This is a genomic window from Neoroseomonas marina (assembly GCF_012927745.1).
In the GTDB taxonomy this organism is placed as follows: domain Bacteria; phylum Pseudomonadota; class Alphaproteobacteria; order Acetobacterales; family Acetobacteraceae; genus Neoroseomonas; species Neoroseomonas marina.
The window spans coordinates 309741-323189 of the sequence record NZ_JABBKX010000002.1; the positions used below are offsets into that span (position 1 = coordinate 309741).

General features: G+C 73.1%; 16 protein-coding genes. 7 read left to right on the top strand and 9 right to left on the bottom strand.

Annotated elements, in window-relative coordinates:
• From GWK16_RS06730 to GWK16_RS06745, 4 genes are read right to left on the bottom strand one after another with little or no spacing between them, the layout of a single operon-like run.
• The gene (locus GWK16_RS06730; protein ID WP_170053182.1) at nucleotides 1–723 is read right to left on the bottom strand and encodes a lysophospholipid acyltransferase family protein; all 723 of its coding nucleotides are present in this window, start codon (nucleotides 721–723) and stop codon (nucleotides 1–3) included.
• Nucleotides 720–1349: a YdcF family protein gene (locus GWK16_RS06735; protein ID WP_248291203.1), complete on the bottom strand. Its 630-nt coding sequence runs from the start codon at nucleotides 1347–1349 to the stop codon at nucleotides 720–722. Before GWK16_RS06735 ends, GWK16_RS06730 begins: the two co-directional genes overlap by 4 nt.
• Nucleotides 1346–2203, bottom strand: coding sequence for a cell division protein FtsX (locus GWK16_RS06740; RefSeq protein WP_170053183.1), 858 nt, complete (start codon nucleotides 2201–2203; stop codon nucleotides 1346–1348). The genes GWK16_RS06735 and GWK16_RS06740 overlap by 4 nt, the downstream gene beginning before the upstream one ends.
• Nucleotides 2196–2870 carry a cell division ATP-binding protein FtsE gene (locus tag GWK16_RS06745; protein WP_170053184.1) on the bottom strand — a complete coding sequence of 225 codons (675 nt, stop codon included), beginning with the start codon at nucleotides 2868–2870 and terminating at the stop codon, nucleotides 2196–2198. The genes GWK16_RS06740 and GWK16_RS06745 overlap by 8 nt, the downstream gene beginning before the upstream one ends.
• A 78-nt stretch (nucleotides 2871–2948) precedes the next feature.
• On the opposite strand from GWK16_RS06745, the gene GWK16_RS06750 reads away from it, so the two are divergent.
• Complete coding sequence (locus tag GWK16_RS06750) at nucleotides 2949–3332, top strand: zinc-ribbon domain-containing protein (RefSeq protein ID WP_170053185.1); 384 nt, start codon at nucleotides 2949–2951, stop codon at nucleotides 3330–3332.
• A gap of 101 nt (nucleotides 3333–3433) precedes the next feature.
• Here GWK16_RS06750 and GWK16_RS06755 read toward each other — a convergent pair whose 3' ends face one another.
• Entirely contained in the window at nucleotides 3434–4408 is a 975-nt protein-coding gene (locus GWK16_RS06755; RefSeq protein WP_170053186.1) for a quinone oxidoreductase family protein, read from the bottom strand.
• On the bottom strand, nucleotides 4405–4917 hold the full coding sequence (locus GWK16_RS06760; protein ID WP_170053187.1) for a methylated-DNA--[protein]-cysteine S-methyltransferase: 513 nt from the start codon (nucleotides 4915–4917) through the stop codon (nucleotides 4405–4407). The genes GWK16_RS06755 and GWK16_RS06760 overlap by 4 nt, the downstream gene beginning before the upstream one ends.
• 118 nt (nucleotides 4918–5035) lie before the next feature.
• On the opposite strand from GWK16_RS06760, the gene GWK16_RS06765 reads away from it, so the two are divergent.
• The 6 genes from GWK16_RS06765 to GWK16_RS06790 all read left to right on the top strand — a co-directional run bounded on the left by GWK16_RS06765 (nucleotide 5036) and on the right by GWK16_RS06790 (nucleotide 10933).
• The gene (locus tag GWK16_RS06765; RefSeq protein ID WP_170053188.1) at nucleotides 5036–5389 is read left to right on the top strand and encodes a (2Fe-2S) ferredoxin domain-containing protein; all 354 of its coding nucleotides are present in this window, start codon (nucleotides 5036–5038) and stop codon (nucleotides 5387–5389) included.
• Between the two features lie 28 nt (nucleotides 5390–5417).
• Nucleotides 5418–6737, top strand: a complete 1320-nt coding sequence (mnmE, locus tag GWK16_RS06770; protein WP_170053189.1) for a tRNA uridine-5-carboxymethylaminomethyl(34) synthesis GTPase MnmE — start codon at nucleotides 5418–5420, stop codon at nucleotides 6735–6737.
• 69 nt (nucleotides 6738–6806) lie between these two features.
• Nucleotides 6807–8675 (top strand): tRNA uridine-5-carboxymethylaminomethyl(34) synthesis enzyme MnmG, encoded by a 1869-nt coding sequence (gene mnmG, locus GWK16_RS06775; protein WP_170053190.1) that lies wholly within the window; start codon nucleotides 6807–6809, stop codon nucleotides 8673–8675.
• Nucleotides 8672–9280: a 16S rRNA (guanine(527)-N(7))-methyltransferase RsmG gene (gene rsmG / locus GWK16_RS06780; protein ID WP_338144422.1), complete on the top strand. Its 609-nt coding sequence runs from the start codon at nucleotides 8672–8674 to the stop codon at nucleotides 9278–9280. Before mnmG ends, rsmG begins: the two co-directional genes overlap by 4 nt.
• On the top strand, nucleotides 9273–10079 hold the full coding sequence (locus tag GWK16_RS06785; RefSeq protein WP_170053191.1) for an AAA family ATPase: 807 nt from the start codon (nucleotides 9273–9275) through the stop codon (nucleotides 10077–10079). Before rsmG ends, GWK16_RS06785 begins: the two co-directional genes overlap by 8 nt.
• The gene (locus GWK16_RS06790; protein ID WP_248291204.1) at nucleotides 10076–10933 is read left to right on the top strand and encodes a ParB/RepB/Spo0J family partition protein; all 858 of its coding nucleotides are present in this window, start codon (nucleotides 10076–10078) and stop codon (nucleotides 10931–10933) included. Before GWK16_RS06785 ends, GWK16_RS06790 begins: the two co-directional genes overlap by 4 nt.
• A 16-nt stretch (nucleotides 10934–10949) precedes the next feature.
• Here GWK16_RS06790 and GWK16_RS06795 read toward each other — a convergent pair whose 3' ends face one another.
• Genes GWK16_RS06795 through GWK16_RS06805 form a run of 3 tightly spaced genes read right to left on the bottom strand, consistent with a single transcriptional unit; the run spans nucleotide 10950 to nucleotide 13275 of the window.
• Nucleotides 10950–11660 (bottom strand): lysophospholipid acyltransferase family protein, encoded by a 711-nt coding sequence (locus GWK16_RS06795; RefSeq protein WP_170053192.1) that lies wholly within the window; start codon nucleotides 11658–11660, stop codon nucleotides 10950–10952.
• Nucleotides 11660–12637, bottom strand: coding sequence for a phosphatidate cytidylyltransferase (locus GWK16_RS06800; protein ID WP_170053193.1), 978 nt, complete (start codon nucleotides 12635–12637; stop codon nucleotides 11660–11662). The genes GWK16_RS06795 and GWK16_RS06800 overlap by 1 nt, the downstream gene beginning before the upstream one ends.
• Nucleotides 12634–13275, bottom strand: coding sequence for a CDP-alcohol phosphatidyltransferase family protein (locus GWK16_RS06805; protein WP_170053194.1), 642 nt, complete (start codon nucleotides 13273–13275; stop codon nucleotides 12634–12636). Before GWK16_RS06805 ends, GWK16_RS06800 begins: the two co-directional genes overlap by 4 nt.
• Nucleotides 13276–13449 lie beyond the last annotated feature (174 nt).

Below are 13449 nucleotides of genomic sequence, written 5' to 3' on the forward strand. Positions count from 1 at the left end.
TTATCCACACGCCTGGGGAAGACGTGCCAAGCGGTCGCTTTCGCCTTCGATCGCCTGTTCCAGCGCGGCCATCAGCGCGGGTCGCGGCAGCCCCTTCGGCAGCGGCGGCAGGATCGCGACATGGATGGTCCCGGGCCGCTTGTGGAACGACCGCCGGCCCCAGACCAATCCGCTGTCGGTGGCCACCGGCACCACCGGGGCCCCCGAGGCGACGGCCAGCGCCGCGATGCCCGGCTGGTACGGAACCCGTTCCCCGGGCGCGGTCCGCGTGCCCTCGGGGAAGATCACCACCGGCCGGCCCGCCGCCAGCACCGCCTGCGCCGCCCGCACCATCGCCTTCAGCGCCGAGGCACCGCCTTTCCGGTCCACCGGCACATGTCCGCACTTGCTGGCCAGCAGCCCCCAGACGGGGATCGACAGCAATTCCTTCTTCAGCACGTAGACCGGCGCCGGCAGCAGCATCAGCCAGACGACGGTGTCGAAGGCCGACTGGTGCTTGGCCGCGATCAGCGCGCCGCCGGGCGGCAGGTTCTCCCGGCCCGAGACCTCGAGCCGGATGCCGCAGACGATGCGCAGCGTCGCCACCACGGCGCGCGCCCAGGCGCGCACATAGGCGATCATCGCCGCGGGCGGCGCGGCCAGCAGCGGCAGGGCGAGGATCGCGGCGATCGCGCTGCCCCCCAGGAAGAGCGCGTTGAACAGCGCCGAACGCAGCAGGATCAACTCTCGCGGGGCTCCCGACCATTGACGAACAGGCCGGACAGCCCGGCCTGCGCCGCCACGTAGCGCGCATACTCGCCGATGAGGAGCGCCCACGATCCCGGCCGCCACAAGGATCCGGGCGCCCGCAGCGTCCCCGTGGCCACGGGATGCGCCACGAGCGTGCGGTCGGGCATGGCGCGGCGCAGTTCCAGCATGGCGCGCGGCATGTGGTAGGCGGCGGTGACGACGCGGATCGACTTCACCTCCTGCGCCCGCGCCCAGGCCGCCGTTTCCGCGGCATTGCCGCGCGTGGACGCCGCCGCGTGGCCCACGGTCACGCGCCCCTGCACCGCCGCCGGATCGACGCCCGCGGCCGCCGCGATCTCCGACAGCCCGGAGGCCTGATGCGCGCCCGAGATCAGCATTCGCTGCGCCCGCCCTTCACCCAGCAGGCGGAAGCCGGTCGCCACGCGCTCGCCGCCGCCGGTCAGCACCACGATGCCGTCGGTTTCACCCGATGGCGGATCGGCGGCGTCGAGCACGCCGACCACGAAGACGACGAAGCCCGCGATGAAGGCGAGCGCCGGCAGCAGCAGCACGAGCGCCGCGATGCGCCGCTTGCGGGTCAGCGCCGTTCCCTCGGTCATGGCAGGCGCCTCAGCCAGCGGCGGACGGTGCCCTGCGTCGTCAGCCAGCCCACCGCGGCCGCCGCGAAGGGCAGCATCAGCAGGTCGAACCAGGGCAGGGAGGTCCAGGAGGTCTCGCCGGCGAGCGGTCCCGCCATCCGCACCAGCCCGGCCAGCGCCGGAACGGCGGCGACGGTGCCGACCGCGGCGCCGAGCCCCGCCAGCCAGGCCACCCGGGCGGCGAACCGGCCCGCGACCTCGGAATCCGTCGCCCCCAGGCCGTGCAGCACGAGCACGGCATCCCGCCGCGCGGACAGCCCGGCGCGCACCGCCACGCCGACCACCGCCGCCGCGACGCCCGCCACCAGCGCGACCACGGCCAGGGCGACGCCCTGCACCGCGCCGGCCAGGGCCACCAGGTGGGCAACCCAGACGCCATGCGCTTCGGTGACCGCGCCGGGCACTTCGGCCGCCACGCGATCCCCGATCAGCACCGGATCGGCCGAGAGGTCGGCGAGGTGGATCTCGATCACCCCCGGCAACGGCACGTTGTGCGCGCCGCCCAGCCACGGGCGCAGCAACTCCGCCATGCGCGCGGGATCGACCGCCTCCGCGGCCGCGACCTCCGGCAGGTCGCGCAGCACGGCGAGCGCCTTGGCCATGCGCGCCGCATCGGGCTGCGGCACCTGCACCGTCACCGCCGCCTGCGCGCCTTCCCGCCAGCGCTGCGCCAGCCGGTCCGCCCCGTCCCGCCCCGCCAGCGCCAGCGCCGCCAGCAGCGCCATCGCCGCCACGAGGCCCATCAGGAGCCGGTCCGCCAGCGCCTTGCGCAGGCCGAGCGGGTCGCGGGCCAGGCGGCGGCGCGATTCAGCCATCCGCGACGATCCGCCCGCCCTCGAGCACCAGCGTCCGTGACGGATGGCGCTCCGGCAGGTCCTCCGAATGGGTCGCCACCACGACCGTCGTCCCCTGCCGGTTCATCTCCAGCAGCAGGGCCAGCGTGCGCCGCGCCTGGCGGGCGTCGAGCTCCGAGGTCGGCTCGTCGGCGACCAGCAGGGCAGGGCGGGTGACGATGGCGCGGGCCAGGGTCAGTCGCTGCTGCTCCCCGCCCGAGAGCTCCGCGGGCCTGCGTTCCGCCTTGTCGGCGAGGCCGATCCAGTCGAGCAGTTCCGCGACGTCGCTGCGGATCGTCGATTCCGCGACACCCGACAGGCGCAGCGGCAGGGCGACGTTGTCCCAGGCCGACAGGTGGTTCAGCAGTCGGAATTCCTGGTGCACCACGCCGACGCGCCGGCGCAGCGGCGGCAGGTCCGATCGCCGCGCGCGGGAGATCGGGACGCCCAGCAATTCCACCTCGCCCGCCGTCGGCCGCAGCGCCGCGTGCATCAGCCGCAGCACCGAGGTCTTCCCCGCGCCCGACGGCCCGATGATCCAGGTGAAGGAGCCTTCACCGAGCGTGAAGGAGATGTCGCGCAACACCTCCGCTCCGGGGCGCCCGCGCGGATCCGGATAGGCCAGGGCCACGCGGCTGAATCGGACCATGGACATGTTTTGCCCGTGCCGGGCCTGCGCCTCAACCGCTCCTTGCCGTAGGCGCGACCAAGGTGGGATATGGAATGCATGCGTATCGCCTGTCCGTCCTGCGCCGCGACGTACGAGGTGCCGGAGCACCTGCTCGCCGGAGGGCCGCGAAAGCTGCGCTGTTCGCGGTGCAGGACGGAGTTCGGCCTGCCGGACCGGGGCGCGCCGGAACCGCCGGCACCGGTCGCAGAGCGAGCGCAGCCGGTCCCGCCCGCGACGCCGCCGGCAGCCCCGGCGGTCCCCGAACCCATCCCCGTCAGCGGGGATGATGCCGCCGATCCGCCCGAGGGACTCGTTCGCGCCTGGATCCTGTCGGTCGCAGCGGTGGTGGTGGCGGGGCTCGCCCTGGTGGCGTTCCGCGCGGACGTCGTCGCGGCCTGGCCGCCGGCGGCACGACTGTTCACCGCGTTGGGGCTGGCGTAGTTCATTGCTAACAAGCAACGAACAGGCTGTCGGGCTACGCGCCCGGGGGCGCCGCCCCCGGACCCCCGCCGGGGAACAGGCGTGCTCCCCGGACCCCGCGATTACGGAAGAAGGACCGTGCTGCCGGTGGTCTGGCGGGCTTCGAGCGCGCGATGCGCGTCGGCCGCGTCCTTCAGCGCGAAGGTCTGGTTGACGCGGATCTTCACGGCACCGGACCCCACCACCTCGAACAGGTCATTGGCGCGGCCGATCAGGTCCTCGCGCTTCGCCGTATAGGTCGCGAGCGTCGGGCGCGTGACGAAGAGCGAACCCTTCGCCGCCAGGATGCCGAGATCCGGAATCGCCACCGGCCCCGAGGCGTTGCCGTAGGACACCATCATCCCGAAGGGGGCGAGGCAATCGAGCGAGACGTTGAAGCTGTCCCGGCCGACGCTGTCGAACACCACCGGCAGCATCGCCCCGCCGGTGATCTCCTTCACCCGCGCGGGCACGTCATCCTTGGTCAGCAGCGCATGCGTCGCGCCATGCGCGCGCGCCAGCGCCGCCTTCTCCTCGGTGCTGACGACGCCGATCACCGTTGCACCGAGGTGCTTCAGCCACTGGCACATGATGAGCCCGACGCCGCCCGCCGCAGCATGGACCAGCACGGTCTGGCCCGCCTGCACCGGGTAGCACTTCCTGATCAGGAAGGCCGCCGTCATGCCCTGCAGCATCATGCCCGCCGCCTGCTCGAACGAAATCCCGTCCGGCATCTTCACGAGGCGATCGGCCGTGATGCAGCGCGCTTCCGCATAGGCGCCGATGGGGGCCGTGGCGTAGGCGACGCGGTCGCCGACCGCGACCTCGGTCACGCCTTCGCCGACCGCCTCGACGACGCCCGCGCCCTCCATGCCGATGATCGCGGGCAGCGAGGGGGCCTTGTAGAGCCCGGTCCGGAAGTAGACGTCGATGAAGTTGAGCCCGACGGCCTTGTGGCGGACGAGTGCCTCGCCGGCCTTCGGGGCGGGGAGGGACACCGACTCCCAGATGAGTTTCTCGGGCCCGCCAGTCTCGTGGATACGGATCGCGTGGGTCATGAAGGACGTGTCCGTCGCTGGGCCGGCAAGGTCCCGGCCGTGAACAGGGTTGCGGTCCCCGGCGCCGCGCGCTCGAGGTCCAGGAGGTACCGCTTGGTAGCCGGTCCGTCGCCTCCCGAATAGCCGCCGAGCGACCCGCCCGCGCCCACCACCCTGTGGCACGGGATCAGGATCGGAATGGGGTTCGATCCATTGGCCTGGCCGATCGCCCGCGCCGCGCGGCAGCCGACCTGGCGGCCGATGTCGGCATAGGTCCGGGTTTCGCCGGCGGGGATGGTGCACAGCGCGTCCCACACCTTGCGCTGGAAGGCCGTCCCGTGCGGGGCGAGCGGCAGGTCGAAGTCGGTCCGCTTGCCGTCGAAATAGTCCTGCAGCTGGTCGCGCGCGCGCTTCAGCAGCGGGGTCTCCGCCTGGTCGCGCCCGCGCCCCCAGTCGAGGGCGACGATGGCGCCGTCCTCCTCGGACACGGTCAGTTCCCCGAGTGGGGTATGGAGCGAGAGTTGCGGCATGGCCGGCACCGACAGACACCCTCAGGGCAGGGGGCGTCAAGCGTCCCGCCGGACGGGTTGGAGGTCCGCTCGGGCGGCTCTACATCCCCCGCACGCCCTTCCTCCGGAGCACCCCCGCGTGACCGACGCCGACCCGCCGCCCTTCTACCAGGCGCATATCTTCGTCTGCACCAACCGCCGGCCCGAGGGCCACCCGCGCGGCTGCTGCGCGGCCCGCGGATCCGAGAAGCTGCGCGACTACATGAAGGCGCGCGCGAAGGAGCTGAAGATCCCCGACATCAGGGTGAACACCGCCGGCTGCCTCGAGCGCTGCGAGTTCGGCCCGGCCATGGTGATCTACCCCGAGGGCGTCTGGTACCGCCCGACCACGGTCGAGGACGTGGAGGAGATCCTGCAGGTGCACGTCATCGGCGGCGGGCGCGTCCGGCGGCTGATGCTGACGGACAAGGACGTGCCCCCGCCGAAGGGTTAGGGCGGGTGTTTCACGTGGAACATCGGCGGTGAGCGCGACCGACACGGTCTTCGCGCTGGCGAGCGGCGCAGGGCGCGGCGCCATCGCAGTGATGCGGCTGTCGGGGGCCGAGACCGGGGCCATCGTCGCCCGGCTCGCCGGTGGCCTCCCCCGCGCGCGGCACGCCAGCCTCCGTCCCCTGCGCGATCCCGCGGACGGCGAGGTCCTGGACGAGGCCCTCGTGCTCTGGTTCCCCGGCCCCGCGTCGTATACCGGGGAGGACAGCGCGGAGCTCCACCTCCATGGCGGTCCTGCGGTGATGACCGCGGTCGGCGGCGCGCTCGCCGCCCTCGGTGCCCGCCCAGCCGAGCCCGGCGAGTTCACCCGCCGTGCCTTCCTCAACGGCCGGATGGATCTCACCGCCGCCGAGGGCGTTGCCGACCTGATCGACGCCGAGACCGAGGCCCAGCGCCGCCAGGCCCTGCGCCAGGCAGACGGCGCGCTGGCGCGCCTCTATGGCGCCTGGGCGGACCGGTTGACGCGGCTCCTGGCTCACCAGGAAGCGGCCATCGAGTTCGCCGAGGATGACCTGCCGACCGACCTAGGCGACCGTGCGCGGGACGGAGCCGCGGCGCTGCGGGCGGAGATCGCCGCGCATCTCGCCGACGGGGGGCGCGGGGAGCGCCTGCGCGAAGGCCTGCTCGTCGCCATCCTCGGCGCGCCCAATGCCGGCAAATCCTCCCTGCTCAATGCCCTGGCGGGGCGGGAGGCGGCGATCGTCTCGGCCCGTGCCGGCACGACGCGGGACGTGGTGGAGGTGCGGCTCGCGCTCGTCGGCGTCCCTGTCACCCTCGCCGACACCGCGGGGCTGCGGGAGGCGGCGGACGAGATCGAGCAGGAGGGCATCCGCCGCGCCCGTCGGCGGGCGGAGGAGGCGGACCTGGTCCTCGCCGTCTTCGCCGCGGACGTTGCCCCGGATCCCGAGACCCTAGCCTGGGTGAGGCCGGGCGCGCTGGTGCTGGCGAACAAGGTGGACCTCGCCGCGGCGCCGGCCGTGATCGGCGGTGTCGCGCCGCTGGCGATCTCGGCCCGGACGGGGCAGGGGCTCGATGCCCTGCGCGCCCATCTGGCCGCGGCGGCAACCCGGCTCGCCGGCGCCGGCGACGCGGCGCTGTTGACCCGCCCGCGCCACCGTGCCGCGCTGACCGAAGCCGTCGCGTGGCTGGCCGAGGCCGAGGCCGCATCGCTCCCGGAACTGGTTTCCGAGACGCTGCGCGCCGCGCTGCGTTCCCTGGGCCGCCTCACCGGCCGCATCGGCGTCGAGGACATCCTCGACGTCGTCTTCCGCGACTTCTGCATCGGCAAGTGACCAAAGAAGGGAGGGGGGCCGGGGGAGGTTCTCCTCCCCCGCGCTGCCGGCTTGTCCTATATCGCCCCCATGGATGAGAATTTCGACGTCATCGTCATCGGCGGCGGCCATGCCGGCGCCGAGGCCGCGGCTGCCGCCGCGCGATGCGGCGCGCGCACCCTGCTGCTGACCCACAAGGTCGAAACGCTGGGCGAGATGTCCTGCAACCCCGCCATCGGCGGCGTGGGGAAGGGCCACCTGGTGCGCGAGGTCGATGCCCTGGACGGCATCATGGCCCGCGCAGCCGATGCGGCGGCCATCCATGTGAAGATGCTGAACCGGTCGAAGGGCCCGGCCGTGCGCGGCCCGCGGGTCCAGGCCGACCGGGCGCTCTATCGCAAAGCCGTCCGCGGCCTGCTGGAGGCCCAGCCCGGCCTGACCATCCTCGCCGCCGCCGCCGAGGGCCTCGAGACCGCCCCGGATGGCGGCATCGCCGCCGTGCTGACCGGCGACGGCCGCCGCTTCGCCTGCGGCGCCGTTGTGGTCACGACCGGCACCTTCCTGCGCGGCGAGATCCATATCGGGGAGAAGCGCATCCCCGCCGGCCGCGTCGGCGATGCGCCGGCGATCGGCCTAGCGCTGGCCTTCGAACGGCTCGGGCTGCCGCTCGCGCGGCTCAAGACCGGGACCCCGCCCCGCCTCGATGGCCGGACGATCGACTGGGACGCGCTCGAAGCCCAGCCCGGCGACGACGACCCTGAGCCGATGTCCTGGATGACCGAGCGGATCACCAACCGCCAGGTTGCCTGCGGCATCACCGCCACCACGCCCGAGACCCACGCGCTGATCCGGGCCAACCTGCACCAGAGCGCCGTCTATGGCGGCCGCATCCAGGGGGTCGGGCCGCGCTACTGTCCGTCCATCGAGGACAAGGTCGTCCGCTTCGCCGAGCGGGAGCGGCACCAGATCTTCCTCGAGCCCGAGGGGCTGGACGATGACACCGTCTATCCCAACGGCATCTCGACCAGCCTGCCCGAGGACGTGCAGGCGGCGATGATCGCCTCCATCCCGGGCCTGGGCCGGGCGTGCATCCTCCGCCCCGGCTACGCCATCGAGTACGACCATGTGGATCCGCGGGCGTTGACCCCGGCGCTTGAGGTCCGGGCCGTGCCGCGGCTTTTCCTCGCCGGCCAGATCAACGGGACCACGGGCTACGAGGAAGCCGCCGCCCAGGGGCTGATGGCCGGCCTCAATGCGGCCGCGCGGGCCGGGGGCGCGGCCCCGGACCGGGTGCTGACGCGCTCCGAGGCTTATGTCGGCGTCCTGGTGGACGATCTGGTCCTGCACGGCGTGTCCGAGCCCTACCGCATGCTGACCGCCCGCGCCGAGCACCGCCTCGTGCTGCGCGCCGACAATGCCGGGCTGCGCCTGACGGAGAAGGGCATTGCCTGGGGTTGCGTGGGCCCGGAGCGCGCCGCCCGTCACCGTGCCTTCGCCGCGGCGCTGACCGACGCCCTCGCCCGCGCCCGCGACGATGGCGCGACCCCGTCCGTGCTGGCCGCCGTCGGTGTCGCCGTGAATCAGGACGGCCGCCGCCGCAACGTGCTGGAGGTGCTGGCCCTGCCCGGCGCCGACCCGGCCCGCATCGACGCCGCCTTCCCCTGGCTGCGCGACCTTGCGCCCGCGTTGCGCGCTCAACTCGAGGCCGAGGCCCTCTACGCCCCCTATCTCCGCCGGCAGGAGGCCGAGATGCGCCTGCTGGAACGGGAGGAGCGCACCCGCATCCCAGACGACCTCGACTTCACCGCCGTCCCCGGCCTCTCCTCCGAGATGCGCCAGCGCCTGACCGCCGCCCGCCCCGCCACCCTCGGTTCCGCCGGCCGCCTGCCTGGCGTCACGCCGGCGGCCATCGCTGCTCTGGCCGTCGCCCTTCGGCGTGAGGCCGTGCGTTCCACGTGAAACATCCGGTCCCGCCCCTGGCACCCGACCCCGACCGGGACGCCCGCCTCGCCGCCTTTCGCGATCTGCTGTTGCGCTGGAACGCGACGATCAACCTCGTCAGTGCCCGCACGGCCGCCGAGGTCGACAGCCGCCACATCGCCGACAGCCTGCAGCTGGTCCCGCTGCTGCCCCCCGAAGGCCCGATCGCCGACCTCGGCTCCGGCGGGGGATTGCCCGGCATCGTCATCGCCGCCGCGCTGCCGGACCGCGAAATCCACCTGGTCGAATCCGACCGTCGCAAGGCCGCCTTCCTGATCGAGGCCGCCGGCACGCTCGGCCTGAAGGGGGTGAAGGTCCACGCCGCGCGAATCGAGTCCGCGACGCTCCCGCCGCTGCCCGCCGTCACCGCCCGCGCCCTCGCCCCGCTCGATGCGCTCCTCGCCCATGCGGCGCGATTCCTCGCCCCGGGCGGCATCGCCCTGTTTCCCAAGGGCCGAACCGCCGAGCAGGAGTTGACGACCGCCGCCGCACACTGGCACTTCACGGCGGAGCGGTTCAGAAGCCGCACGGACCCCGAGGCCACCATCCTTCGCCTGAGCGAGATCCGCCGTGCCGGTGACTGATCGTCCCAACCTTCGCATCATCGCCCTCGCGAACCAGAAGGGCGGCGTCGGCAAGACCACCACCGCCATCAACCTCGCCACGGCCCTCGCGACGAAGCGCAAGGTGCTGCTGATCGACATGGACCCGCAGGGCAACGCCTCGACGGGGCTCGGCGTGCCCCGCCAGGACCGCGGCGCCGGCTCCTACGCGCTGCTGACCGGCGAGAAGCCCCTGCACGACCTGCTGCGCCCGACCAAGATTCCGAATCTCACCCTGCTGCCCGCCGACCCCGAGCTCGCCGGCGCCGAGATCGAACTCGTCGGCCTCGAGAACCGCGAACGCCGTCTGCGGGACGCGCTCGAAGCCCAGGCCGAGGCCCTCGGCGGCACCGAGATCATCCTGATCGACTGCCCGCCCTCCCTCGGCCTGCTGACGCTCAACGCGCTCGTCGCCTCGCACTCGGTGCTGGTGCCGCTGCAGACGGAGTTCTTCGCCCTCGAAGGCGTCTCCCAGATCACGCGCACCGTCGAACGCGTCCGCCGCGGCCTGAACCCGGCGCTGGATCTCGAGGGCATCGTCCTGACGATGTTTGATAAGCGGAATAATCTCTCGGAACTCGTCGCCGCCGACGTGCGCGCCTTCTTCGGGGACAAGGTCTATTCGACCGTCATCCCCCGCAACGTCCGCATCAGCGAAGCGCCGTCCCACGGGCTGCCGGTCCTCCTCTACGATCACCGCTCGGCCGGGGCGCAGGCCTATGTCAGCCTCGCCGCCGAGCTCCTGAAGCGCGAACGCAAGGCGAGGAAGTCCGCCGCATGAAGAAGCCCGCGCGCCTCGGCATGGGGCTTTCCGCCCTGATGGGCGACGCCGCCGCCCCGCCGGCCGCCCCCTCCGGCGCGCCGCGCACCCTGCCGGTCGAATCCCTCGAACCGAGCCCCTTCCAGGCGCGCTCGACGCCCGACCCGTCCGCGCTCGCCGAGCTCGCCGCCTCGATCAAGGAACACGGCATCCTCCAGCCGATCCTGGTCCGCCCCAAGCCCGGCACCGCGGGCAAGTTCCAGATCCTCGGCGGCGAGCGCCGCTGGCGCGCCGCGCAGCAGGCGAAGCTGCACGACGTCCCGGTCGTGATCCGCGACCTCGACGACCGCGCCGCCATGGCCGCGGGGCTGGTCGAAAACCTCCAACGGGAGGACCTCAACGCGCTCGAGGAAGCCGAGGGCTACCAGCGCCTGATGGGCGAGTTCGGCCTCAAGCAGGAAAGCCTCGGCCAGGCGGTCGGCAAGTCGCGCAGCCATGTCGCGAACACGCTGCGCCTGCTGAACCTGCCGCCCAAGGTGCGCGACATGCTGCGCGGCGGCACGCTGTCGGCGGGCCACGCCCGCGCGTTGCTCGGCGCGCAGGACCCCGAACGCCTCGCCGCCCTGGTGGCGGTGAAGGGGCTGTCGGTTCGCCAGACCGAGGCGCTGGCCGCCGCCGCCCCCCGCGACCCCGCCGCCCGCCGCGGCGCGAAGCCCGATGCGGATACCGCCGCGCTGGAACGGCGCCTGACCGAGCGCCTGGGCCTGAAGGTCGGGATCAAGGCCGCGGGCAAGGGTGGGACCCTCGCGATCACCTACCGCGACCTCGACCAGCTCGACGGCCTTCTGCGTCTGCTCGATCCCGACATGGCGTAAGGCGAGCCCGCCGGCGTCACTGCCCCGACAGCGCCCGCACGGCGGTTTCGCAGCGCTGCGCGGTTTCCTCCCAGCCGGCGCGGGTCGATGGCAGGTCCTGCGCATGGACCGGGGCGCCGATCGTCAGCCGCAGCTTCCCAGGGCGCGGGTATTTCCGCGTCGGCGGCCAGGCGGCGAAGGCGCCGTCGAGGTAGCACGGCACGATCGGGACCTCGGTGCCCGCCACCAGCGCGCCGATGCCGGGCTGGAAGCCGGCCATCACGCCGTCGCGGCAGCGCGTGCCCTCGGGAAAGAGGATGTAGACGAGGCGGTCCTGCAGCAGGCGCTCGCGCAGCGTCGCGATCTCGCTGGGGCGGGTGCGCTTGCGCCAGATCGGCAGCGCGTTGACGGCATAGGCGGCGAAGGCAGAACCGAGCGTCGAGGTAAAGAAGGTGTCGCCGGCCGCGAGCGAATGGGCGCGGCGCGCGGCCTCGCCCCGCAGCACGGCGGACAGCGTCAGCGCGTCGAGGTGGCTCGAATGGTTCGCGACGATGACGAAGGGCGGGGGCGGAAGGTGCTCGCGCCCCGTGACCTCGAGCCGATGGAAGCCGCGCATGTAGCCGCGCAGCATGGTGCGCCAGGCGCGGCCGAGGATGAGGCTGCCGAGGCCGCGCTCGCGCGAGAGGCTCTTCAGGCGGTCGGCGCCCTCGAGCCCATGGTCGCGCGCGGGGCGGAGGTCGAATTCCATCAGGGACCCGTGATCAGCCGCGCCGGCTGGGCCAGGCCGAAGCCGACGAAGAACTGGATGAAGTGGAAGGCGGCCGGGGCGACCAGCAGCAGCGAGTTGAAGCGATCCAGCACGCCGCCATGGCCGGGCAGGATCGTGCCCATGTCCTTGATGCCGATGTCGCGCTTGATCGAGGACAGCATCAGGTCCCCCGCCTGCGCGCCGATGCCGACCATCAGGCCGAACAGGATCAGCCAATGCGGCTGCGCCATCGGCGTGCCGCGGAAGATGAAGGACGCGAGCGTCGCGACGAGGATGGTCGTGACCGTCAGCGCGCCGAGCGCGCCCGAGATCGACTTGTTCGGACTGGTCGCGGGGCAGAGCTTCGGCCCGCCGATCAGCTTGCCGAAGGTGAAGGCGGCGACGTCGGACAGCGCGACGGTGGTCAGCAGCATCAGCAGGATCGGCCGGTAGCCCGGCTCGTTGGTCATGAAGGACAGGTGCGCGAGGCCTGCGCCGAACAGCATGTAGGCGAGGATGCCGAGTGCCGTGCGCTGCACGTAGCCCGCCGGGCGGTCGAGCGGGATGGTGCCGATGGTGATGACGCCGACCGTCAAAGGCCACAGCGCGACGAAGAAGCCGTACCAATGGTCGAGTGCCGCGAAGTTCGCGGCCAGGATGCCGATCACCACGATGGCGGTGACCAGCGGTTCGCGGAACAGGCCGGTGGCGCGGTCGAATTCGCGCAGGCACGCGATGCCGAGCAGCGTCACCGCGCCGATCACCCATTCGCGGCCGAGCAGCACCGGGCCCATCATCAGCGGCAGCAGCAGGCACCAGGATCCGGTGCGCAGCCACAATTCGCGCCGCAGGTCCGGCGTGCCGCGGCCCAGCAGCGTCATCACGCCGATCACGAGGCCCGCGAAGGCGAGCACGCCCGCCGTCGCGCCGACGATGGCGACGGTGACGGGATGGTCGAAGGCGGCCTGGCGGATCATCGCTTCGCCTCCAGCGCGGCGGCGGCGGCGGCGAGGCGCCGCCAGGCGGTGAATACCGACCCCAGCGTGATGACGACCAGGACGGCCCAGACCGCCGCGGGGCCGCCGATCTCGCCGGGGATGACGGCGCACCAGACGGCAAGGCCCGTGGTCAGTGCCATGCGGTGCTGCTTGGCCATCGGGCCCGCGAAATCCATCGGCGCGCCGGCGGCCTTCGCGGTGGTGCGGATATAGGCCGTCAGCATGGCGGCGAGCGCGGCGCCGATGCCGAGCGCCAGCGACCCGGCCGCCACGCCGAGCCCCATCAGCACCGCGGTGTCAGAGACCCGGTCGGGGACCTCGTTGTAGAGCTCGCCGACCGGGGAAGCGACGCCGCGCCCGATCGCGACCATGCCGTCGAGCAGGTTCGCCATCAGCCGCGCCTGGACCAGCAGGGCGCCGAGCAGCCAGAGCGGGGTCGCGGCCCCCGGCCACCAGGCGACGGCGGCGAAGGCAAGGCCTGCGCCCATCCCGGCCACCATGCCGACGACCGAGATGCCGTTCGGCGAGGCCCCGCGCGCCACCAGCGCCGCGGCCATGCGTTGCGTCGCGCCGAGGTTGCGCGCCGCGATCGGCCGCCGGTCCGCTTCGTTCACCATGCCTCACCCCCAAGCTGCGCCCCGACGATGACGCGGCGCGCCCCCATGCCGGAAGGAAGCGCTGCAGGGCTGTAACATGGGCCACGCGGCGGTGGCGTGCGAAGGACAGGGTTGTCCGGGCGGGGTCGCCGGCCCGCACCCCCATCACGGACACCGCGGGGGAGAGCCGGTGCC